We start from the raw sequence: 22618 nt of genomic DNA, 5'->3' as shown, positions 1-22618 counted from the left end.
ATTCTATAATGTCAAGTAAAAAAAGCCAACAATAGAATTGTCGGCTTCTTAAATTAAGGAGAGGGGTTTCTTGTTAAATTATTAACAAGAAGTATGAAGTCTAGTATCAGTATCTTCTTCTGGATAGAAAGAAGCTAGTGTACAATGACTAATAGCAGATGCTGCTAAAATATTAGTACTTGCTGCTGATGTTTGTGTATTGTTAAAACTTAAATAATCTGGTGTATCACTATTTTCTAGTGGATAAAAAGATGCAAACACTTTGTTATCACTAGTTGCTACTGCTAAAGTTTGATAAGCTTTTGAATCATCTTGAACTGAAGAAAGATAACTTGGAGTGTCATCGTTCTCAACTGGGTAAAAACTTGCAAATGTATCTTGTGCTGATAATGCACTTCCTGCTAATAAACTTAATCCTATAATAGTTGTTGATAATTTTTTCATTTTAAAATCCTTTTAAATATTAATTTTTTATTTTCGTTTGTTTGATAAGTGTATTATAGATTTTTTATGTGTATCTTGCGTAAAGAGTTCGTTTATTGTTTGTGTAGTGAGATTTAAACAATATATTAACTCTAGTATCATAAAATGGTAGTAAGGTATGTAAAAGTTAAAAGGACACATCTAATGTTAAACGCTAATGACAATCATCAACACTTCAAAATATTCAAACCACATGGTTTTTTAAGTCAGTTTGTACAAGAAGCTAAAAGAAAGAAAAAACTATTAGGTGACTTATTTAATTTCCCTGATAAGACTATGGCTATTGGTCGTTTAGATCATGACTCAGAAGGATTATTGTTACTTACAACTGATGGTATGATGAGTTATAAAATAAGAGACAAAGGTATAGAAAAAGAGTATTATGTACAAGTTGATGGAGATATTACCGAAGATGCAATGACTAAGCTTCAAAATGGTGTTGAAATTACAGTTAACTCAAGTAAATATCAAACACTACCTTGTAAAGCATTTACTCTTGATATTGAACCTAAACTGCCCAATCGTGGACGTAATATTCGTGACCAAAGACATGGACCTACAAGTTGGATTTCTATTACTTTATGTGAAGGTAAAAAGCGCCAAATAAGAAAAATGACAGCAGCTGTTGGTTTTCCTACTTTAAGACTAGTTAGAGTTAGAATTGGCGATATTCACATTGATGAGATGAATGCTGGTGATGTTGTTGCACTAGCAAATTTTAATGATGTAATTGAGTGACAGTTTCAGATATAGACGGATGTCTAAAGATAAATTAAAACTTTTTATTCTTCAGTTACATCAGGCATATAATCTAAACTATCATGAATTGCATGATGAATAAATGAAAGTTTTGTTCTTACAGCTTGAGTTAAAACAAATGGGTAAGCATCATTCATCCCCATACTACGATTTAATGAATTAAGAATAATTGCAAAATCCATCCATGTATCTAAAATTGTATCTATTGATGTTTGAGAAGAAAAGAAATATGAATCTTGTGGTAAATTTAAATTTCCAACATGTTCTTTTATATCCATTCTTCCTGTTGTTGAACCAGTAATATTAAAGTTTTTTGCAGTTTCTAATGTATCCATTATATGCATATAATGTGCCCACGTCTCTGCCCAATCTTCATAAGGATGCATTGTTGCATATTCACTTATAAAATCTTTATCCCAATCTTTTGGTGCACCATTTTTATAATATTTTTTAAGTGCTTTTGAGTAATCTTCTTCATCATCTCCAAAATATTTCTTACATAATTCATGTTTTTCTTCAGAAATTAGAATTAGTTTATTAAAGTAGTAGTGTCCTAGTTCATGTCTAAAATGACCAAGTAATGTACGATATTTTTCACTCATAGCAACTTTTGTATGTGATCTAGCTACTTCATCTGCTTCAGCTAAATTAATAGTAATATGACCATTATCATGACCTGTAAAAACAGTTTCTTGGTCTTCTAACTTGCTTACAAAGTGATCTTCTACATCTCTATCAGTTATAAAATCAAAACTCAAACCACTTTCTTCATTTTGAACAATATTTTCTAATGGAAGGTTTAATTCTTTTAAAGTATAAATAGCACGACGTTTTGCAACTTCCATTTTTTTCCATAAAGGAATATGTTTAACAATAGTTAAATCAGGAATAGTTTCATTGAAACGACAAGCAAAGCATAATACTTCGTCTTTATCAGGTACTGGCTCAAAAGTATCCATATTTACCATACCATTACAAGCTTGATATGTCTTGTGATTATCACATTTTTGATAAGGCTCTTTTGATTGTGATGCTTTATAGTAATAACCGCTTTCTTCATCAAAATCATAAGGTTCAACTTTATTAAAAGTGTCATCAACTCCTACAACTCTTTCACATGCAACACAAGATTGGCTTTCAAAAAATAGTATTTGTTGATTTTCACAATTACATTTAAATGTTTTCATTTAGATACTCTACTTATTATATGGATTTGCTTTATATTTTTGATATAAAAAACGCAACTATTGCATATAGAAGCTTTTAAAAGGATTAAAAGTATACAGCTGATTACTTTTGTATACTCTATTGTTAAGTAAAAATTTATTTAATGTACAGTAAATTGTGGCATTTTAAACAAGGACAATTATGGATAATACTTTAATTTATATACTTTTAGTATTTGTAGCTTTTATTGCTTATAAAAAATACGCTCAGTACAAGGTCTTAAAACTAGTTCCATCTTTACTAAAAGAGGGTGCTTTGATTATTGATGTAAGAAGTGTAGATGAATTTGCAATAGCAAATAAAAAAGGAAGTATAAATATACCCATAACTTCGATTAATGAAAAAATATCGCAAGTTGATAAAAATAAACCTATAATTCTTTGTTGCGCAAGTGGAAGTAGAAGTGCAATAGCAAAACGTGTTTTTATTTCAAAAGGATTTAAAAATGTTCATAATGCAGGTTCATGGCATGCTCTGAGAAAATTTTAAACATTTATTACTAAGGAAGATATTATTTTTACAATTAAAGAAATGTGGATTTTTCCAATGTGTGTTACAGTATATCTTCTTATGGATATATATTATGAAATTCTAGGAGGAATGTCTCTTTACTTATTTTGTATAGCTGCTTTTGGTGTAATTTTTGCCTTTGCCTTTATGATTACTAGAAAAGGTAAGCGTTTGGAATATATTGGTATATACTTTATGACTTATTTAATAACTAGTATATTTTGTATGATAATGTTATTTCCCCAAACTAGTAAAGAAGAGTATTTGGAAGCACCTGTTCTTAATAAAATCAGAATGAGTACATCAAGATCAACTGGAGTTTATGCTTATCTTCTAGAACTTAATATTAATGACAAAGAAAAATTTGAATATTTTGTACCAAAAAGAATTTGGAATAATATAAGACCAAAAAATATTGTTTTTGTATTTTATAAAGAGAATATTTTTGGTTTCAAAGTTGTTAAGGATGTTAGACAAACGATTGAAAAAAGAAAAAGGTATTAACAAATCTAGCAAATGTACTAATAAAACAATCTACTTAGTTCTTGAAATTTGGACTTCAAGTTCTTGATTTAAAAACTAGATTATTTTTAATCTAGTTTATTTGTTAGACTTTCTCCAAAGGCTTCTTCTATATATGGCGAGATTTGCCACTGATTTTTAAACTCTTTGTATTCATTTACTACTTTTTGTATATTTTGTGTATCTTCAAAAAAAGCTCTTATCATAATATTTTTAGGTGTGTGTTCCATATCTACAAATTCTAAAACTTGCGTACGATAACCCATGATTTCTAATACATTCGCTCTTACACTATCTGTTAAAAGTGAAGCTAATTTTTCTTTTATAATTCCAAATTTCATCATTGGATTCATCTTTTGATTTTTGATTTTCTTTAAGAATTCATGTTGACAACAAGGAACTGCAAGTATTACTTTAGAACCCCAATTTACTGCTTTTGCCAAGGCTTCATCTGTTGCTGTATTACATGCATGAAGTGAAATAACCATATCAACATTTGAAAATTGATTAAATCCTTTAATATCACCTTGCTCAAATCTTAAATCATCAAAGCTAAGTTTTTTAGCTAAGTTTGAACAAAATTCAATAACATTTTCTTTTAAGTCAAGTCCTACAATTTCTACATTGTAACCCATTTTTAGTACTAAATAATCATAAAGTGCAAAAGTTAAATATGCTTTTCCACAACCAAAATCAATGATTCTAATAGTTTTATTTTTATCTAAATAAGGAATACAATCAGAAACAAGCTCTAAATATCTATTTATTTGCTTAAACTTATCATATTTTGAGTTTACAATTTTCCCTTCTTTTGTCATAATTCCAAGTTCAATTAAAAAAGGTGTTAACTCGCCTTCATTTAGAATATATTTTTTCTTTCTATTATGAGAGGCTTCTTCAAACTTTTTTGTAGGTTTTTTTTGATTGATATTTAACTTACCTTTTTTATTTATTAAAACATGATAATCAGATTTAATTGTATTAATAAGTGCTTGTTTGAAATATGTTTCAAGAAGCTTTGTCATTTCTTCTATTGTTTCATTATTATTTAGATTTTTATGTTCTACATTTTTATCATAGAAGTATTCAAATTGATATTTTTCTTCATTTTTTATGATTACTTTTTTTATTGTCACTTTATTAAAAGTTTTTGAAGCTTTATTTCTTATTCCAGAAAAACTTGCAGATATTATACTTTCTTCGTTTATTACTTTTTTTACTAATTCAGATATATTTTCCAAAACTTTAAAACTCCTATTTTTTGTATGATATCAAAACACAAGTGAAGTTTAATTAAAATACGAAACAAATATATAAAAAGGCAATGATAATGTCAATAACAAGACAAATAATATTTTTAGCAAAAAAAGATTGTATTAATGAATTAAAAGCACTATTAAAAACAACAATTGAAGGTAGTAAAAAAGAAGAAGGATGTTTAATGTATGAAGTCTTTCAAACAAAAAACAATCCAGTAGAATTTATTGTTATTGATTCATGGGAAAATGAAGAAGCTTTAAATGCACATTATGAAAGTGAACACTATTTACATTTTATAAACAACTTCCAACAATATAATGCTCATATAGAGCCATTTGAACTTGAAGTTTTATAAAAATTAAGGATTACACTAATGAAAAAACAACGTAGAATTATAAATGCTTTAGTTCTAATAATAGTTTTAATAATGGGATACATTACTTTTTTTCCAGGAAGAGAAGCTATAAGTGAAGAGATTAAAAATAAACACTTTACAAATATAAGTATAAATAAACTTTATAAAATTAAAAATGCAAATGAAAGAAAATACTTTGTAATAGAAGATAAAAAAACTATCAAAGTTTTTGAAGTAGATGAAAATACAAATGAAATTCAAAAAAAGACAATAATTCCTTTTGATGAATACTGGTTTACAGAAAAAAACCAAGGAATAGATACATATTTAGTTCTTTTTAAAAATACTACAAAAACTGAAATACTGCTTTTTGATAATGATATCAGAACTTTAAGTAAAGAGTTAAAATAGATTTAAAGTTCAAAAGTTAAATAATACTTTTGAACCATATTTGTGAAAAAATATCAATTGCATCTTCTATTTCATTTTCTTGAAGACCCCCAAAGCCCATCATTATTGCTTGCCAATTATCTCCACTTCTTGTTTTTGCAAAGTAAAGTTTTAGTGATTCTTCTTTTGATAATTTTATTAACTTATCCCAATTAAGAGGAACACTTGGGTTTATGAGTATTGCAAGACCTCCACCTTGTGATTCTATTTTTATTGTATTTTTTAGTTTTTCTTTTAATAGTTTAAACATTAAATTATGTTTCTTTTTATTTAATGTTCTAATTTTACGTAAATGCTTATCCCAATGTCCTTTTTTTATAAACTCTTCAAGTACTTTTTGTGTAGTCAAACACACTCTTGCTCCATGATATGAAAAGTCTTTTTTAAATTTATCAAGTAAAGTATTTGGTAAAACTAAATAACTAACACGAAGACTAGGTGAGAGTGCTTTTGAGAATGTACCAATATAAATAACACGTTCTTCTTCATCTAAACCTTGAAGTGAAGGTATTGGTCTATTTTGATATGTTAATTCACTGTCATAATCATCTTCAATTATAAAAGCATTCTTTCTTTTTGCCCAATCAAGAATTTTAAACCTATTTGATATAGGTATACTAACTCCTGTTGGATATTGATGAGAAGGTGTTATATATACAAGCTTTGCTTTTGAATTTTCTAGCTGCTTAATATCAATTCCATCTTTATTTATATTTATTCTATTTATATTATAAGAATGGTTTTCAAAAACTTTTCTTGCAACATGATAACCTGGTTCTTCTATTGCTAAAGTGTCAAAATCTTCTTTTAATATCATTGCCAATAAGGACATACAGTCTGCAAATCCATTTCCTAATATAATTTGATTCTCATTACACTTGACTGCTCTTGAATGGTTTAAATATTTTGCAATTTGTACTCTTAATCCTAATTCACCTTGATTATTTGTATATTCTCCTAAATTAATTTGATTATCTATTACTTTATTAAAAACTCTTTTCCATGTTTTTAAAGGAAAAGAGTCTTTTTCTAATTTTGCTGGTGCAAAATCATATTTAATTATATTTACTTCTATATTTTTATCATTTATTTGTTTAGAAATTTTAAAGTTACTTGTATTTGTATTTATTACGTAATATCCACTTTTTGGTCTACTATTTATAAATCCTTCTACTATTAATTGAGAGTAAGCAGTTTCAACGGTGTTTTTACTAATATTGTAAGAACTAGATATTTTTCTTATTGAAGGTAACTTTTGATCAATCGTATAGTTTGAGATGATATCTTTTTTTAGTTCTTCAAAAAGTTGAATATGAAGAGGTTTTTTAATTTTAGGATTAAGTATATACAAAACTGTCCTTAATATTTTTTTATTATTTGGCACTTACAATAAGTACACTTTAATGATATACTACACAAAAAAAATAAAAGGAAGGTTTAATGAATATTGGAATTTATATTTATGATGATGCAGAGGTATTAGATTTTTCTGGACCTTTTGAAGTGTTTTCTGTAGCTTCAAGGTTTTTAAAAGAAAGTGAAAAGTTTAATGTTTTTCTAATAAGTGAAAATAAAACTACGATAATTGCAAGAGGAGGGTATGAAGTAAATTCAAAATATACTTTTACTAATCATCCAATTTTAGATGTTTTAATTGTTGTTGGTGGAGTACATACAAAAGAAGTAAAAAAACAAAATGTAATTACTTGGATTACTAATCAAGCTAAAAGTACTAAACTAATAGCTTCTGTTTGTACAGGTGCATTTTTATTAGCTCAAGCAAAAGTAGTAATAAATCATAAAGTAACTACTCATTGGGAAGATATAGAAGACTTAAAAAATGATTATCCCCATTTAGATGTTATAAAAAATGTTAGGTGGGTAGATGAAGGAAATATAGTAAGTTCAGCAGGCATATCAGCTGGTATTGATATGAGTTTACATTTAGTTTCTAAACTTCATAGTAATGATTTAGCTCTTAAAACAGCAAAACAAATGCAATTTGATTGGACAAAGAATAATTAAGATGAAAAAAATACATGAAATAAAAGACAAGATTTTAATAAATGGTGTTTTGGAAAAAGTAGAGTTTGGAACACTTGCTTTATGTTTTGAAAATAAACCATATTCTTTACCTTTAAATTTTGTACAGTTCAAAAATGATATTTATTTTCATGGTACTAAGAAGGGAAAGAAAATAGATATGATAAAAGAAAATTCTAATGCTAGTTTCTCAGTTGTTGAAAATATATCTTTTCTACCTTCTTACTTTAGTACAGCAGATGAAAATGCATCACCTGCAACTCACATGTATAAATCTGTAATAATTGATGGAATTATTGAAATAGTTGAAGATTATGAACTAAAAAAGTCAGCGTTATCTGCATTAATGGAAAAATATCAAAAAGAGGGTGGATATAAAACTTTAGATGATGAGATGTATGAAAAAATTATAAATGCTACAGGTGTTTATAGATTAATAAATAAAGAAATTAGTGCAAAGTTTTACTTAGGACAAAACTTCAATGAACAAAGGTTTAAAAGAGTAAGTGAACATTTAAAACAAAGAGGAAGAAAAGAAGATTTAGCTACTTTAAAAATATTAGAGGAGTTTAGAAAATAACTCCTTTATATTTATTTAGTTTGAATATTTGCTGCATATCCAAGATTGGAACGATTTTTTATTATTCCATAATAAGTTTGATCTCTTATTTTTTTAATCATATTTCTAAATGTATAAATAGAAACATTATCTTTTTTCCAAGATACTTCCATTAGTTTTTCAACAGAAACGATTTCGCCATTAGCTTGGATAAGGTTACGTAAAAGTTCTTTTCCAATTCTTGTTAAGAGAACTTCTTTGTTTTCTTTATCATATAGTTTATTTAATTGTTTATTATAATTAAAACCTTCTCCTAAATCTATTCTTAATAAATCATATTCTATTAAATCTAAAATATATTCTGAGTCGGTTAAATTTCTTCTTTTGAGTTTATAAGATAATTCATTTTCTAATTGTTCTGATAATTTAAAAGTTATTGTCCTCATATAATCTCCTTTAACTTTAAAGAGATTATACATTAAATTTATTTAATAACTAATATAAGTCCTATAAAATAGATAGTTATCATAATAATAATTTTATAACTTTTTATATGCTTCCGAAGAATAACATTGTTAAAATTATTGATTAAGTTCTAATTTTTTTAATATATCTATAAATAGATGGCTCTGACATAGCAAGTTTATTTGCCACTTCTTGAACAGAACCTCTTATATTAAAAATTCCACACTCTTCAAGTGCTTTCATTACTTCTGTTTTTTCTTTAGGAGTCATTCTTGTAGGAGTTACATTAAATTGGTCAATAATTGTATCAATTTTATTAAGTGTTAACTCTTGTCCATCTGAGCTTAGATTTTCTTTGATGATATTTAATGATGATAATTTATCATCAACATAATTAGGTAATAAAGAAGTTAAAAAAGATAAAGAGTTTTTTACTTCTTGATAATCTGAGTTTAAACCTAATGCTCCAACAATTTTATTTGAATCATCTCTAATAAAGTATGTAGAAGAGTATAAAAGTTTACCTTCAATATTTTTTGAATTATAATTACAAATAAACTGTTTATTTCCTTTTGATTCGCTAAGAATAAATTCTAACATTAAATCTGTAATTGAATCTCCAATTTTTCTACCACTTATATGTCCATTTACTATATAAACAATTGACTTTTGATAATCAGTTAAATCATGAAGTATCACTTCCGTGTTTGAGCCTAGAACTTCTGCTAAAAAATCCGCAATTGATATGTATTTATTAATATATTTATTCAAAAAAAGCCTTAGATATTTTATGAAGAGTTATTATAGAAGAATAATAAATTATTGTCAAAAAAATGATAAAAAATTATTACAATAATAAATTTGTATTAAAAATATACAATAAAAGTGTAAAAATGATAAAAATTTATTATATAATACTTTTAATGAAAATAAATTATCATAAAAAAGGAATAAAATGAAAGCTATTAACTCAACAAAAGCACCAAGTGCAATCGGACCATATTCGCAAGCTGTGGACAAAGATGGTTTTATCTTTGTATCTGGACAATTACCAATTGATGAAAATACAGGAGAATTTGCAGGAGATGACATTGCATCACAAGCAAGACAATCAATGGAAAATATCAAATATATTTTAGAAGAAGCTGGATTAGAAATGAAAGATATTTCAAAAACTACTATACTATTAAAAGATCTTGAAGATTTTGTAACTGTTAATGAAATTTATGGAGAGTATTTTACTGTGCCTTATCCAGCACGTGCAACATATGAAGTTGCAAGATTGCCAAAAGATGCTTTGATTGAAATTGAAGCAATTGCTAAAAAATAAGAAATAAAATTTATTATAAAATTAATGGAGAAATAAAATGAAAAAAGATGTGATTATTGTAGGTGGTGGTTGTATTGGACTTATGAGTGCATATTGTTTACAAAAAAGTGGTAGAAGTGTAACTGTAATTGAAAAAAATGATATTACAAATGGTACATCTTTTGGTAATGCAGGATTATTGTCAGCATTTAAAAAAGCTCCATTAAGTGCTCCAGGAGCTATTACTGATACTATTAAATTAATGCTAAAAGGAGAATCACCTGCAAGTGTTCATCCTACATTTAATTTACATTTATATAAATGGCTTTTAAAGTTTGCTGCAAGTTCAACTGAAGCTAGATTAAGAAGAACATTAGCATTATTTGAAAGATATGGGCAAATTAGTTTAGATATGTATGAAGCTATGGTTGAAGATGAAGGAATGGATTTTCACTTTAGAAAAGATGGATTACTAATGATTTATACAGAGCAACAAACATTTGATGCAAAAGCTGCTCATTGTACAGACCCAGATGCTTATGAAATTCTTTCTAAAGAAAAAACTAAAGAGTATATGCCAATTTTAAATGATAAGGTAATAGGTTCTATTTTATTAAAAGAAAATGGTCACATTGATCCAGGTGAAATGATGCTTGAATTAAAAAAATATTTAGAAGCAAAAGGCGTTGAGTTTCTTTTAAATGAAGAAGTAGATAGATTAGAGTTTGAAGGTTCAAAAGTTAGTAAAATAAGAACTTCTAAAGGTGTTTATGAAGCTGAAACATTTATTCTTTCAACTGGAGCTGATGATAAACTTGCACGACAAGCTAAAAACAAATTTATGATGACACCTGCAAAAGGTTATAGTCTTACATTTAAAATGAATGAAGAATTAATGCCTAAAACTACATCATTATTTGCAGATCTATTTATTGCAATGACTCCAAGAAAAGAAACACTAAGAATGACTTCAAAATTAGAACTTGGAACTACAGATCCATCAATTGTAAAAAAACAAATTGATAGTATGAATAAAAACTTAGCTCAATATACAAATGAATTTGAAAGAAGAGATGTTGTTGAATGGTCAGGATTTAGACCACTTACTCCAAATGATATTCCAATTTTAGGATTTGATGAAAACTATAAAAACTTAGTTCATGCAACTGGTTTAGGATGGTTAGGAATTACATTTGCCCCTTCAATTGGAAAAATTATCAATGATGTTATTACTATTGATAAGAAAAATGAAACTAATGCGGATATTTTATTGTTTTCATCATTTTTTCAAGGATAGATTTTAAAGAAAGAGTTTTTCTCTTTCTTTAGTTAAAAAAAGCTTATTTACTAAATCAATTAATTAATAATTAGATAGTTACGTAACAAAAAATTAATAATGTAATGTCTTATTACATTATATAAAATAAAAGGAGATATCATGAACAAGTTTAAGAATGTGCTATTTTATATGGCAATGATGTGTATACCAAGTCTAAGTTTTGCAGAGGAAATTGTAGGGATTGATCAGAAAATCGATCAATTTTTTACTACATATTTTGGTTGGTTTGCAAGTGCAATTTTTTATGGTGTAAAAATAGAAGATGGAGTAACTTTCCCCCTTATTGTTGGTTGGTTATTTGTTGCTGCAATAGTTTTTACTTTTTATTTTGGTTTTATACAATTAAGAAAATTTAAATTATCTTTAGACATAGTATCAGGTAAATATTCTGATCCTAAATCTAAAGTACCTGGTGAGGTTTCACATTTCCAAGCACTTACTACTGCTTTATCAGGTACAGTTGGTCTTGGAAATATTGCAGGAGTTGGTGTTGCTTTAGCAATTGGTGGACCAGGAGCTACTTTTTGGATGATTGTTTGTGGTTTATTCGGAATGGCTTCAAAGTTTACGGAGTGTACACTAGGTGTAAAGTATAGAAATGAGAATGCTGATGGTACAGTATCTGGTGGTCCAATGTACTACCTATCAAAAGCATTTAAAGAAAAAGGTAATGCAAAAACTGGTAAATTTTTAGCTGTTGGTTTTGCAATTATGACAATATTCGCAGCACTTGGTGCAGGAAATATGTTTCAAGGAAATCAAGCTAATGCAATGATTGTTCAAACATTTGGAATTGCTCCTGGTTATGGTTGGGTTACAGGTATTGTTTTTGCTGTACTTGTTGCAGGAGTTATCATAGGTGGTATGCCTTCAATTGGTTCTGTTACTTCAAAATTAGTTCCTTTTATGGCAGCTTTATACATTGGTATGGCACTTATTGTTTTAATCTCTCATTATGATCAAATAGGCGGTGCTTTTGAACAAATCTTTGTAGGAGCATTTACTGGTGCTGGTGTTGCTGGTGGTTTTATTGGAGCATTAATACAAGGACTAAAAAGAGCAACTTTCTCAAATGAAGCAGGTGTTGGATCAGCTGCAATTGCGCATTCGGCTGTAAAAACTAAAGAACCAATAACAGAAGGTTTTGTTTCTTTACTTGAACCGTTTATTGATACTGTATTAATTTGTACAATGACAGCTTTAGTTATTACTATTTCAGGAATGAATACAGGTGAATTAACTGGTGTTGCATTAACTGCTGCTGCATTTACAGAAACTGCATCTATTTTTGAATATCTTTTAGCACTTGCAGTAGTTATGTTTGCCTTTTCAACAATGGTATCCTGGTCATATTATGGACTAAAAGCATGGACTTATCTTTTTGGTGAAGGTAAAACAACTGAACTTGTTTATAAAGGAATGTTTTGTTTATTTGTAATTGTTGGTACAAGTATAAGTTTTGGTGCAGTTATAGACTTCTCTGATGCTGCAATGTTTGCAATGTCTATATTTAATATTATTGGGTTATATTACCTAATGCCAATTGTTAAAGAAGAACTTAAATCTTACCTTTCAAGAATTGAATCTGGAGAAATTAAAAAATATAGATAAAAGTATAAATGGTAGCTTCCTTTTTATAAGTGAAGCTATTTATACTTATTAAAATCTTACCTTAGGTTTAGTAAATATTCTTATGGTAAAATTATACCTTATAGAATAGTAGGAGAAATGTACGTGAATTTATCAAGACCTGTGTGGGCTGAAATTAATTTAGATAATTTAGCTCATAATATGAAAGAAACAAGAAGAGTTGTAAATAAAAATACATTAATTACAGCAGTTATAAAAGCTGATGGATATGGCCATGGTGCCGTTTGTATTGGACAAACTTTACTTGATAATGGAGCTAATAGATTTGCAGTTGCTACTTTAAGTGAAGCTATACAATTACGAGCATCTTTTCCAAATACTGAAATAATGGTTTTAGGTTACACTCCAAATGACTTAACAGAAGATATTTTAGCAAACAATATTATTCAAACTATTTATACTTTAGAGCAAGCAGAATACTTTTCAAAATTAGCACTTTTATCAAATAAAAAAATTACAGTACATATTAAACTTGATACAGGAATGAATCGTTTAGGTATGCAAGAAAGCCAAGAAACAATTGATTCTATTTTACAAATGAGTAAATTTGAAGGCTTATTTATAGAAGGACTTTTTACGCACTTTGCAATGGCTGATGAAATTGATAAAGAATATACTAACAATCAAGTAAAAAAATATAAAAAAATAGTTAATGCCTTAGAAGAAAATGGTTTAAATATTCCTATTAAACATGTATCAAATAGTGCAGCTATTATTGATATGCCTGAACTTAATATGGATATGGTTCGTGCTGGTATTATGTTATACGGTTTATATCCATCAAAAAATGTTAATCAAAATAATGTAAATTTAAAAGAAGTAATGTGTTTAAAAGCGAAAATATCTCAAGTAAAAGAAATACCTAAAGGTACAGGTGTTAGTTATGGTTTAAAATACAAATGTACTAAAAATTCAAAAGTTGCAACACTTCCAATAGGATATGCAGATGGTTTTACACGTATGTTATCAGGAAAAGCATCAGCAATGCTTCAAAATAAAAAAGTTCCCATTATAGGAAATATTTGTATGGACCAATGTATTATTGATATAAGTGGTCTTGATGCAAAAATTGATGATGAGGTTGTTTTATTTGGTGGAAATGATAAAAATGGAATTTCTATCACTAGTGTTAGTGAACTTTTAAATACAATTAATTATGAAATAGTTTGTATGGTTGATAAACGTGTTCCTAGAGTATATATAAAAGATGAAAAGGCAATTTACTATAAAGATTATCTCAAACTTATTACAAGTTAATTCAAATTTTAATAGAATACGATAATTATAAACATTAAGGTAAAACATGTCAAGAAAAAACACTTCAAGCGTTGATACAACTAAAGGTGATAAGATTGCAATGAAGTCTAATCAAAATAAAAATCCTGTATTAGTTGATTTTAATCATAAAGAGATTGGTAAGCAAGTAGTAAACGCTAGAAAAGGTGCAAATGTAGATTTAGCAAAAGCTAAAGCTAAGAAAAAAGCCAAAATGGCTAAAGCTTCAAAAAAGAAGAATAAAAAATAAAATAGATTTTTTAATTAACAGAAAATTTAATTTCTGTTAATTAAGTTCTTTTTCTAAATCTTTTAAAATTTCTTTGTATTCTGAAGTTTTATTTGCTCCCATTCGTGCAATTTTATTATTAAATATAATAGTTGGAATTGCATAAACACCTTGGTCTCTCCAAAACTTCTCTTCATTTTCAATAGCTTTAATTTCTTTTTCATCATCTAAAAGTTTCATTGCCTCATCTGCATTTAATCCAACTGCTAAAAGTTCTTCTCTTAAAACACTTCTTTGGCTAATATCTTTTCTTTCTCCAAAGTATGCATGTTGTAATCGTACTTTTAATTCTGTTTGCTTGTTAAATTTTTTTGCATATTTAAGTAAGATATGAGAATTAAATGAATTTACTTTTTTCATTTCAGCAAAATAGTCAAATTCAAATCCTGTTTCTTTTCCTAAATTTGTCACTCTATTTCTTGTTTCTTGAAGCTTTTTCTCAGTTAAATTATATTTATCCATTAAGTATTCATTCGCATTTCTACCTTCTCTTGGCATATCAGGGTTAAGCTCAAAAGGATGCCATACAATTTCAACTTTTTCATTAAGTTTCAACTCATCAATAGCTACACTTAATCGTTTATAACCAATTGCACACCACGGACATACAACATCAGATACGATATCAATTTTGATTTTATCTGCAGCAAAAGAAAATTGGGAAATTATTGTTATTGAGAGTATTGCTTTTAATATTTTTTTCATATTTTCACTTTATATTGGGATATGAAATAATAGAATGAATGTTCTAAAATATAACTTAAAAAAAGAGTAACTAACTAGTTACTCTTTTTTTATCTTATTAAAGTTTAATATTATTCTGCAAGTAAGTTTCTGTAAAAGTCTCTATAGTTAGTGTCTTTTTCATCTCTAGCTTTCATCGCAGCTCTTGGATGTTCGTTTAATTGTCCTGTTAACATGTATGGAATTGAGTAACCCCAGTCAAGTTCTTTTTCTAATGGAATAATAAACTCTTCAATAAATTTTAATACTGGCATTAATTTATATTTTGGATTTTTTAAAAAACCAATTAAAAGTTCCATAGGACAGTTTCCAGCACCTCTTCCTAATCCAGAGATTGTAACATCAAGAAAACTTGTACCATATGTTAATGCTTCAATAGTATTAGCATATGCTAATTGCATATTATTATGTGCATGAATACCAATTTGTTTACCATGTGCTTGTGCAATAGTTAAATATTTTTCAGTTAATTTATTGATTTGCTCAGGGTAAAATGAACCAAATGAATCAGCAATATAAATTACATCAACACTAGATTTAGCAACTGTTTCTAAAACTTCAGTTAATTCATCATCAAATGATTTTGAAATAGCCATAATATTAATAGTCGTTTCATAACCTTTTTTATGTGCTTCTTCTACAAGTTCAATTGCAGCAGGAATTTGATGAATATAAGTTGCAATTCTAATCATATCAACTACAGATTCACTTTTTGGAAGTAATTCTTCATTTACAGTTCTTCCAATATCAGACATTACTGCAATTTTCATATTAGTATCGTTGTTTCCTACAATTCTTCTAATATCTTCTTCTTTACAGAAATTCCAAGGTCCAAACTCTTCTTCACTCATAATTGAAGGTGAATTGTTTTTTCCAATTTCCATATAATCAATACCAGCTGCTACACATGTGTCGTATTGTGCTTTTACAAACTCATCTGTAAAATGAAAATTGTTTACTAAACCACCATCTCTTATAGTACAATCAAATACTTTTATGTCTTCTCTTACAGTTAGTATTGAACCTTTTCTTTCAATCATAAATATTTCCTATTCTCTTTTAATAATATTTTTCCAAATAATATCTTAACACTGCTCAATTCATCTTTAAATATATGATAAACCTTGATTTATTTCAATGAATTAAATAAAGATTATATGTATACTGTCCTAAACAAAGGAATTTTAATGAAAAAACTAATATTTACAATTATAAGCATAGCTTTTATTTCTTCTTTATCAGCGCAAGCTACAGAAGTAAATAAAACAATTACAAAGAAAGAAAAAACTGCACTGACATTAGAAATGTGTAAAAAGAAAATGGGTCAAGATAATTTCAATTTTATTAAAGAAGTTTTCAATGATGAAAATGTGTTACTATTAAAATGTAAGGAAGCACTTAGTAAATAAATTTTTGTTATAGTATTAGATATGATGATTTAATAAAAGGAATTTATAATGAAAAGAATACTATTTATATCTATTTTAATAATACTAGACTTATTTGCAAAGAGTGAATTTATAAGAGATGATCAAACAGTAATTGATAAGAAATTAAATCTTCAATGGCAAGATAATAAGCAATCACAAGAAACAAAACTTTTTTTAGAGGATTCTATTAATCATTGTAATAGCTTAGCTTTACAAGATAAGAAAGATTGGAGGCTTCCAACTTATGAAGAGTTATTAAGTTTAGGTGATTATGAAGTATATAAACCCACTATAAATGATATATTCAAATATACAGCTTCTGGTCATTATTGGACAATTTTATATAAAACTACACAATTAGGTGAACATATTACATTGAAAGATTCCACAGAAGTAAAAAGAATTTACTTCAGCGATGGCTTTTCTTATGATAATGATAGAACTGGTAAAGCCTATGTTAGATGTGTTCGTAATATGATAAAAGATTAGTAAGAAGTTAAGTTTAAAACTTCTTCTATCTTGTCATAAGAATACATCTCATAGTTTGTAGTTTGCTCTTTTATAGCAGTTACTGCCATTCTATCAGCAAGCTCATTTCCTTCAATTCCAGCATGACCTTTTACATGTTTGATTTCTATTAAATCTTTTATTCTCTCATATAGTTCATGAGTTTTTTTAATAAGTTCAAGGTTTTTAATCTCTCCTCCTTTTTTAGTCCAGCCTTTTGCTTTCCATCCATAAGCCCAAGTTGTAATACAATCAATAGAATATTTTGAATCAGAATAAATAGTAATAATATTTTTAGAACTTGTTTGCTTTGCTATTATTAAAGCTTGATAAAGTGCATTTAATTCTGCAATATTATTTGTACCATTTTCTACAAAATCGCCATGTAATAAAACTGGGTTTCTTTCATTTGAGTAAATAGCTAAACCACTTCCTGCAAGTCCAGGATTTCCTGAACATGCTCCATCACAATAAATTCTAATATGCTCTTCATCTTCATCTATTTGTGTAGTATTTTGTGATGTTTCTTTAACTTCTTTACTTGTAGTTTTATTTGTTGTTTTTATATTATTAAACTCTAAAACCATATTGTAGTTTTTTAGTATTTGTTCTTGTGCTTTTAAGGCTAGTTTACCTTTTAAAAGCATAAGTCTATTTGCATCATTTTTTAGTATATCTTTATTTAGAACTACTTCTTTCCAGTTGTCTTCACAAGGGAAGGGTAGTTCTAATATTTTACATTGCTCTTTATTTAGTGTTTCCTCAAAGGAAATAAGGTGTATAAATTCGTAAGTGATTTGCATAAATTATCCATAATTTTTTCGCTGATTATATCAAAAAAAACTACATTTATCTATTTTTATTTATGCCCAATCTAAAAGTCTTTTATCACCTTCAAGTTTTTTAATATCTGTAATATCTTGAGACATTTCAATTACACCTTTGTAGTTTTTTTCTTCATCTCTAATTGCAAAATATCTAATATGAATAAACTTGCCTTTAAATTGAATCCAAAACTCAGCCGTATCTTGACGTCCTGCTTTAAACTCTTCAAGTATTTTAAGTACTTGGTCAACACTTTTTGGAGGATGGCAAAATTTAACTTCACGTCCTATTATTCCTGCACTTCTTGGAAATACTCTATCATCACCTCTATTGTAAAAAATTACAATATCATTTTCATCAACATAAGTAATATCTACAGGAAGGAATTTAAAAATAAAATTAACTTGTTCAGGAGTTAAATAACCTTCATCAAAATGTGTTCTATCTTCAAGTGAAAAAGGTAGTTTTCTTCTTTTTTTATCTTCACTTGGGTGAACATAATCTTCTTCTTTTACTTCAGGATATCTAACAGGAGCATCTGCAAACATCCAACCAATCTCTTTATCTCCTTCATACATTTCTTTCCAATCATCTTCATTTAACATTTCAAGTGCTCTTGGAAGAAGTCTTCCTTCTTCTACTTGTAAAAGATGATCTATACTATTAAATAGACTCATAGCATCATTTAAAATGTCACTTGAATCTTTTGCTTCAACTTTTTTTCTTACAAATTTAATCTCTTCTCTAATTTGGTCATGAAAAGCCCACATTCCCTGACTTGGACCTGTCCATCCGTATTTTTCTAAGTATGGGAAGAGCTGATTTTCTTTTCTTGCAAAGTGCTTTTCGATTTCACAGATTTGATTAAAGATATTATAAAACCTTTGGTAGTCTTCTTGCATATTAGTTTGTAAAAGTTCTTGAAAAAGTTTTCTTGTTAGTATATTTTCTTCAAGATAGACCCTTACTGGATGACCTTCTTGAAAGTTTTGTATATTTGATAAATCATTCATGTAAATTATATTCCTTAAGTTTTTTCTTTTAAATATAACTTAATGAATACAATTTTCCATGATATTTATCAATTTTTAGTTTTTTATGTAGTTAACTTACATATTCCAAGGAATTCCTGCAAGTATTAAAATTAAACCAATTGTAAAATAGATGATTTGAATTTTGTATTTTTTTCTTTCATCTTCAATTCTTTTTGCTTTAAAAGAACCAATTGTTATTATAATTATTGCTATTAGCATAATTAAACTATGCTCAACTGCATAAAATCTTAATTCACTAATTGCAATAGAGCCTTTTACATCACTTAAAAAAATACTTGTTTTTTCACTAGTATAGTAAACATATAAACCTATAACAAACTGTAAATGAATGAAACCAACAGTTACATGAGAGAAGATATTATTAAATTTTGTAAATGGTTTATGTTTAAAATATCCTGTATAAATGCAATATAAATGCACTAAAAGTGTAATTAGTATTATCCAACGTAAACTTGAATGTATAATTAATTCTGTTTCCAATTTTATTTTTCCTTTAAGTTCCAAATGTGAGTATCATTTTTATCACATAAGATTTTTTTTGTATTATCTTTTTTAACTATTTTTAACGAACCTTTACACTTAGGACAAATACCTTGAAGTTGTGTAAGATAAACATCACCTGCACTTGAGCATTCAAGATTATACTTTCCAAAGTATAAAATTCTTTTAAACATTAAAAGTGCTGAAATTCCTAATAAAATTAAAAGTAAAATTAAAAATACTAAAGGCGTATAAGAGTGAGTTTCATTAAATAGCATTCCCGTATATAAAATACCCGCACCTGCAATTAGTATTACTCTAATAATTTTTAATTGTTTACCAAAAACTTTTATAGGTTTTTCTAAAATTCTTTCTAGTTTTGGAATTTTATCATTTTTCATTAAACTTCTTTCTTATAAACTGCAAAAAAATGAGGAATACTAGGTGTTTGATTATCATTATAAGCTTTAAAACTAATTTCTTTTAGTTTATCATCTGTTACAAACTTATTAATTTCTTCATAATCTAAAGGTAATGGTATTTCATCTTTTTTTTCATTTTTTTCTCTGCTTCTACATGATACTAAGATATGAGCATTTTTACTTAATAAATTTGACATAGCAATTCTTGCTTGAATTCTATACTCTCCAGGAAGAATTTGTATAGTGTTACACTCATAAACTACATCAAAATTTTCAAGCCATGCTTTATCATAATCAAATAAATCAGCGACTAGATAATCAACCTTAGTATTTGGGTATCTTTTCTTACATAGTTTAATAGCTTCAGGTGAAATATCAAAAGCTGTTACTTTATATCCATAATCACTTAAAGCTTCTGAGTCATCACCAACTCCACATCCAATTACTATTGCTTTTTTATCTTGTAAGTTACTTGTTAATTGATTTTTATTTTCTTCAAGCCACTTTACTAAATAAGGACTTGCTTCTAAATCTGCCCAAAATACTGCTTTATAATCACCTTGTGCATCTGTATAAACAGAATCACACCATGAAAAAGGTTCATCATTTTCATGGTGTTCTTTTACCATTTGTTTATATTTTACTGCATCAAACTCTATCATTTAGCTTCATCAATGATTTTTAATAGTGTTTCTTGTGTACTTTGCGCTAATTCAATAAAATCAGGGTTAATATCATCAATTAATTGAGTTAAAGAATTCATTGCAATATTTGTAATTCCTTCATCTTTATAAACTGAAATTTTACATGGCATAATTACTGATAAAGACATATCAGAGCTTAAAAATTCTTTTGCAACTTTTGGATTACAAACATCTAAAATTTGACATTCATTTTCAAAATCTATTCCTTTTGAATTTAGTGTATTTTTAACATTATGAATATGTAGCACTCCAAAACTATAATTTGAAACGATTTCTTGTATTGTATCAACTACTTCTTGTACGCTTTTTTCTGATTGTTCTATATAATGCATTTAATTTCCTAATAATTTTTCATAATTATAATATACTATTTTTTTAAACTGGCTTTCTTCTTTTTTATAAAAGAAGTAGTAAAAAATATCTCTTTTTGAAATAAAATTAATGAAACAATCAAAGATAGCATTGCAAAGATAAACAAAGTTGCTATAAATACTGAACCATTAAACTGAAATATTGAACTTAAAAACATTGTTACAATAACAAGTGCTATTAATAGTCCAGTCATAGTACATAAAGAAATTGCATAGTTAATATTTTGCATTCTAAGTGTTAGTGATAACCTTCTATCTTCATGCTCATTATTTATGCTAGTAGCATCAAATTTTTCTACTTTATCAATAATTCTTGATAATCTTCCTGTAAAAACATTTAGTAAGCCTGCAACACCTGCTAGTAAAAAAACAGGTGCAACTGAAAGCTGTATTAGATGAGAAACTGTGTTTACTCCCTCTTGTGTTATTGCTGTAATCATATTATATGCCTATAGTTTGTATTTTGTATAGAAGTTTATCATAATTTTGATTTTACTAATTCAATTGTTTTAATTTAGATATAATGCTAAAAAATCATATAATATATATTACAAAAGGAGCTAAAGTGGCTAAAGGGAAAAAGACAAGTATTAAAGAAATCAAAAGACTTGATAACAATGAAATAATGATTAATGGAAAAGAATATATTATTACAGAAGATACAAAAGATATTGAAAGTGCGATAACTATGAAAATTTCTTCAAATGGTAATAGAATTTTAAGATTTGAAGATGCTAATAAAAAAGCAAGAATTGATGTAAAAAAGAATTTTAATATCGTAAAGTATTCTTTTGTAGATAAAGATGCAGCTTCAAAATTTAAAAAAGGACATGATCAAAACTTCTTAACAAAAGATGATTTAAAAGAAGTAATTGGAAATGCAAATTGTCATAAAGATGCAATGGAAATGATATATAAATTTACAGATAAAAAAAGTGATTCTTATGATTCAAAATCTGGCAATATGAACTTTTATTTATTTGAAGAAATAAAAGATTAAGAGTAAAAAAGACTAAATATTACAAACTGACATAAAATTAAAACAAAATCATAAAATTTTGTATACTTGAATTTAATATTAATAAAAGGATTATTAAATGAGAGTATGCGGAATTGAATTAAAATCAAACTATACAGTATTAACACTTGTTGATTTTTTATCTGATGATATTGTAGATTACATTGATTTAAAAATAAAAAAAATCACTTTAGAAGATGATGAAAATAAACAAAGTATAATTTCTTATCTCAATGAAATAAATAGTTTTTTCAATAATGAAAAGGTTGAAAAAATAGTTATAAAAAAGCGCTCAAAAAAAGGAGCGTTTTCAGGTGGTGCAGTAACTTTTAAGATGGAAGCTTTAATACAGTTATATGCTAATGCTGAGGTAACTTTAATATCACCTCAAGCACTTTCAGCTTATGAAAGAAAAAATGAAATAATATATCCCAAAAATTTAAAAAAATATCAAGAACAATCATATTTAGCTATATTATCTATGCTTTTTAAATAATTAGATTTAAAAAAGTGTAAATTTTACAATAATTAATTAATTATTTCTAAGTTTTATAGTAATATATCGAA

At 26.9% G+C, this 22618-nt stretch carries 31 protein-coding genes; 16 read left to right on the top strand and 15 right to left on the bottom strand.

The window, feature by feature from the left end; translation table 11 throughout:
* Positions 1-81: 81 nt before the first annotated feature.
* Positions 82-444, bottom strand: coding sequence for a hypothetical protein (locus tag D3Z07_RS04570; protein WP_076083344.1), 363 nt, complete (start codon positions 442-444; stop codon positions 82-84).
* Positions 445-627: 183 nt separating this feature from the next.
* Between D3Z07_RS04570 and D3Z07_RS04565 the strand changes: the two genes are divergently transcribed.
* Complete coding sequence (locus D3Z07_RS04565; RefSeq protein WP_076085597.1) at positions 628-1221, top strand: pseudouridine synthase; 594 nt, start codon at positions 628-630, stop codon at positions 1219-1221.
* Positions 1222-1265: 44 nt separating this feature from the next.
* Here the strand turns inward: D3Z07_RS04565 and D3Z07_RS04560 are convergent, their stop codons facing one another.
* The gene (locus D3Z07_RS04560; protein ID WP_122893174.1) at positions 1266-2429 is read right to left on the bottom strand and encodes a zinc-binding metallopeptidase family protein; all 1164 of its coding nucleotides are present in this window, start codon (positions 2427-2429) and stop codon (positions 1266-1268) included.
* Positions 2430-2610: 181 nt separating this feature from the next.
* Here D3Z07_RS04560 and D3Z07_RS04555 point away from each other — a divergent pair, with 181 nt between their 5' ends.
* On the top strand, positions 2611-2958 hold the full coding sequence (locus D3Z07_RS04555; protein ID WP_122893173.1) for a rhodanese-like domain-containing protein: 348 nt from the start codon (positions 2611-2613) through the stop codon (positions 2956-2958).
* A 57-nt stretch (positions 2959-3015) separates the two neighbouring features.
* Positions 3016-3483 (top strand): hypothetical protein, encoded by a 468-nt coding sequence (locus D3Z07_RS04550; protein WP_164707195.1) that lies wholly within the window; start codon positions 3016-3018, stop codon positions 3481-3483.
* Positions 3484-3569: 86 nt separating this feature from the next.
* Here the strand turns inward: D3Z07_RS04550 and D3Z07_RS04545 are convergent, their stop codons facing one another.
* Complete coding sequence (locus tag D3Z07_RS04545; RefSeq protein WP_076085606.1) at positions 3570-4742, bottom strand: class I SAM-dependent methyltransferase; 1173 nt, start codon at positions 4740-4742, stop codon at positions 3570-3572.
* An 89-nt stretch (positions 4743-4831) separates the two neighbouring features.
* On the opposite strand from D3Z07_RS04545, the gene D3Z07_RS04540 reads away from it, so the two are divergent.
* Complete coding sequence (locus tag D3Z07_RS04540) at positions 4832-5116, top strand: putative quinol monooxygenase (protein ID WP_076085610.1); 285 nt, start codon at positions 4832-4834, stop codon at positions 5114-5116.
* Positions 5117-5134: 18 nt separating this feature from the next.
* Positions 5135-5527, top strand: coding sequence for a hypothetical protein (locus D3Z07_RS04535; protein WP_076085613.1), 393 nt, complete (start codon positions 5135-5137; stop codon positions 5525-5527).
* Between the two features lie 16 nt (positions 5528-5543).
* Here the strand turns inward: D3Z07_RS04535 and pdxR are convergent, their stop codons facing one another.
* Positions 5544-6917: a MocR-like pyridoxine biosynthesis transcription factor PdxR gene (gene pdxR / locus D3Z07_RS04530; protein ID WP_122893171.1), complete on the bottom strand. Its 1374-nt coding sequence runs from the start codon at positions 6915-6917 to the stop codon at positions 5544-5546.
* Between the two features lie 89 nt (positions 6918-7006).
* On the opposite strand from pdxR, the gene D3Z07_RS04525 reads away from it, so the two are divergent.
* Together D3Z07_RS04525 and D3Z07_RS04520 are read left to right on the top strand one after the other, a co-directional pair.
* Positions 7007-7591: a DJ-1/PfpI family protein gene (locus tag D3Z07_RS04525; protein WP_122893170.1), complete on the top strand. Its 585-nt coding sequence runs from the start codon at positions 7007-7009 to the stop codon at positions 7589-7591.
* Between the two features lies 1 nt (position 7592).
* The gene (locus D3Z07_RS04520; protein ID WP_076085623.1) at positions 7593-8189 is read left to right on the top strand and encodes a pyridoxamine 5'-phosphate oxidase family protein; all 597 of its coding nucleotides are present in this window, start codon (positions 7593-7595) and stop codon (positions 8187-8189) included.
* 11 nt (positions 8190-8200) lie between these two features.
* Here D3Z07_RS04520 and D3Z07_RS04515 read toward each other — a convergent pair whose 3' ends face one another.
* Both D3Z07_RS04515 and D3Z07_RS04510 read right to left on the bottom strand, forming a co-directional pair.
* Entirely contained in the window at positions 8201-8614 is a 414-nt protein-coding gene (locus D3Z07_RS04515; RefSeq protein WP_076085626.1) for a helix-turn-helix domain-containing protein, read from the bottom strand.
* A gap of 142 nt (positions 8615-8756) precedes the next feature.
* A complete protein-coding gene (locus tag D3Z07_RS04510; RefSeq protein ID WP_076085629.1) occupies positions 8757-9404 on the bottom strand; it encodes a helix-turn-helix transcriptional regulator in 648 nt (215 codons plus the stop codon).
* A 184-nt stretch (positions 9405-9588) separates the two neighbouring features.
* On the opposite strand from D3Z07_RS04510, the gene D3Z07_RS04505 reads away from it, so the two are divergent.
* The 5 genes from D3Z07_RS04505 (at position 9589) to D3Z07_RS04485 (ending at position 14456) form a co-directional block, all read left to right on the top strand.
* Positions 9589-9963, top strand: coding sequence for a RidA family protein (locus D3Z07_RS04505; RefSeq protein WP_076085632.1), 375 nt, complete (start codon positions 9589-9591; stop codon positions 9961-9963).
* A gap of 37 nt (positions 9964-10000) precedes the next feature.
* Positions 10001-11239: an NAD(P)/FAD-dependent oxidoreductase gene (locus D3Z07_RS04500; protein ID WP_076085635.1), complete on the top strand. Its 1239-nt coding sequence runs from the start codon at positions 10001-10003 to the stop codon at positions 11237-11239.
* 141 nt (positions 11240-11380) lie between these two features.
* Positions 11381-12892: an alanine/glycine:cation symporter family protein gene (locus tag D3Z07_RS04495; protein ID WP_122893169.1), complete on the top strand. Its 1512-nt coding sequence runs from the start codon at positions 11381-11383 to the stop codon at positions 12890-12892.
* 123 nt (positions 12893-13015) lie between these two features.
* Positions 13016-14188, top strand: a complete 1173-nt coding sequence (gene alr, locus D3Z07_RS04490; RefSeq protein WP_122893168.1) for an alanine racemase — start codon at positions 13016-13018, stop codon at positions 14186-14188.
* Positions 14189-14234: 46 nt separating this feature from the next.
* Complete coding sequence (locus tag D3Z07_RS04485; protein WP_076085641.1) at positions 14235-14456, top strand: hypothetical protein; 222 nt, start codon at positions 14235-14237, stop codon at positions 14454-14456.
* A gap of 36 nt (positions 14457-14492) precedes the next feature.
* Here D3Z07_RS04485 and D3Z07_RS04480 read toward each other — a convergent pair whose 3' ends face one another.
* Both D3Z07_RS04480 and D3Z07_RS04475 read right to left on the bottom strand, forming a co-directional pair.
* Positions 14493-15200: a DsbA family oxidoreductase gene (locus D3Z07_RS04480; protein WP_122893167.1), complete on the bottom strand. Its 708-nt coding sequence runs from the start codon at positions 15198-15200 to the stop codon at positions 14493-14495.
* A 110-nt stretch (positions 15201-15310) separates the two neighbouring features.
* Entirely contained in the window at positions 15311-16279 is a 969-nt protein-coding gene (locus D3Z07_RS04475) for an aldolase catalytic domain-containing protein (protein WP_076085647.1), read from the bottom strand.
* A gap of 147 nt (positions 16280-16426) precedes the next feature.
* On the opposite strand from D3Z07_RS04475, the gene D3Z07_RS04470 reads away from it, so the two are divergent.
* Both D3Z07_RS04470 and D3Z07_RS04465 read left to right on the top strand, forming a co-directional pair.
* A complete protein-coding gene (locus tag D3Z07_RS04470) occupies positions 16427-16648 on the top strand; it encodes a hypothetical protein (RefSeq protein WP_076085650.1) in 222 nt (73 codons plus the stop codon).
* 48 nt (positions 16649-16696) lie between these two features.
* Positions 16697-17158: an Lcl C-terminal domain-containing protein gene (locus D3Z07_RS04465; protein ID WP_076085653.1), complete on the top strand. Its 462-nt coding sequence runs from the start codon at positions 16697-16699 to the stop codon at positions 17156-17158.
* Here the strand turns inward: D3Z07_RS04465 and D3Z07_RS04460 are convergent.
* The 7 genes from D3Z07_RS04460 to D3Z07_RS04430 form a co-directional block, all read right to left on the bottom strand.
* Positions 17155-17979: a ribonuclease H family protein gene (locus tag D3Z07_RS04460; protein ID WP_122893166.1), complete on the bottom strand. Its 825-nt coding sequence runs from the start codon at positions 17977-17979 to the stop codon at positions 17155-17157. The two genes, D3Z07_RS04465 and D3Z07_RS04460, sit on opposite strands and share 4 nt — an antisense overlap.
* Positions 17980-18039: 60 nt before the next feature.
* Positions 18040-19014, bottom strand: a complete 975-nt coding sequence (locus D3Z07_RS04455; RefSeq protein WP_164707193.1) for a DUF438 domain-containing protein — start codon at positions 19012-19014, stop codon at positions 18040-18042.
* 96 nt (positions 19015-19110) lie between these two features.
* A complete protein-coding gene (locus D3Z07_RS04450) occupies positions 19111-19536 on the bottom strand; it encodes a hypothetical protein (RefSeq protein WP_122893165.1) in 426 nt (141 codons plus the stop codon).
* Between the two features lie 2 nt (positions 19537-19538).
* Positions 19539-19937, bottom strand: coding sequence for a hypothetical protein (locus D3Z07_RS04445; protein ID WP_122893164.1), 399 nt, complete (start codon positions 19935-19937; stop codon positions 19539-19541).
* Complete coding sequence (locus D3Z07_RS04440) at positions 19937-20620, bottom strand: class I SAM-dependent methyltransferase (protein WP_076085668.1); 684 nt, start codon at positions 20618-20620, stop codon at positions 19937-19939. Before D3Z07_RS04440 ends, D3Z07_RS04445 begins: the two co-directional genes overlap by 1 nt.
* Positions 20617-20994 (bottom strand): DUF302 domain-containing protein, encoded by a 378-nt coding sequence (locus D3Z07_RS04435; RefSeq protein WP_076085671.1) that lies wholly within the window; start codon positions 20992-20994, stop codon positions 20617-20619. The genes D3Z07_RS04440 and D3Z07_RS04435 overlap by 4 nt, the downstream gene beginning before the upstream one ends.
* Before the next feature lie 35 nt (positions 20995-21029).
* Positions 21030-21473 carry a DUF2721 domain-containing protein gene (locus D3Z07_RS04430; RefSeq protein ID WP_076085674.1) on the bottom strand — a complete coding sequence of 148 codons (444 nt, stop codon included), beginning with the start codon at positions 21471-21473 and terminating at the stop codon, positions 21030-21032.
* Between the two features lie 125 nt (positions 21474-21598).
* On the opposite strand from D3Z07_RS04430, the gene D3Z07_RS04425 reads away from it, so the two are divergent.
* Positions 21599-22033, top strand: a complete 435-nt coding sequence (locus D3Z07_RS04425; protein WP_076085677.1) for a hypothetical protein — start codon at positions 21599-21601, stop codon at positions 22031-22033.
* A gap of 97 nt (positions 22034-22130) precedes the next feature.
* Positions 22131-22547, top strand: coding sequence for a DUF3010 family protein (locus tag D3Z07_RS04420; protein WP_122893163.1), 417 nt, complete (start codon positions 22131-22133; stop codon positions 22545-22547).
* Positions 22548-22618 lie beyond the last annotated feature (71 nt).

The sequence above is a fragment of the Arcobacter peruensis genome (assembly GCF_003711085.1).
GTDB lineage: Bacteria > Campylobacterota > Campylobacteria > Campylobacterales > Arcobacteraceae > Poseidonibacter > Poseidonibacter parvus.
This window is presented reverse-complemented; position numbering and strand designations above follow the sequence as displayed.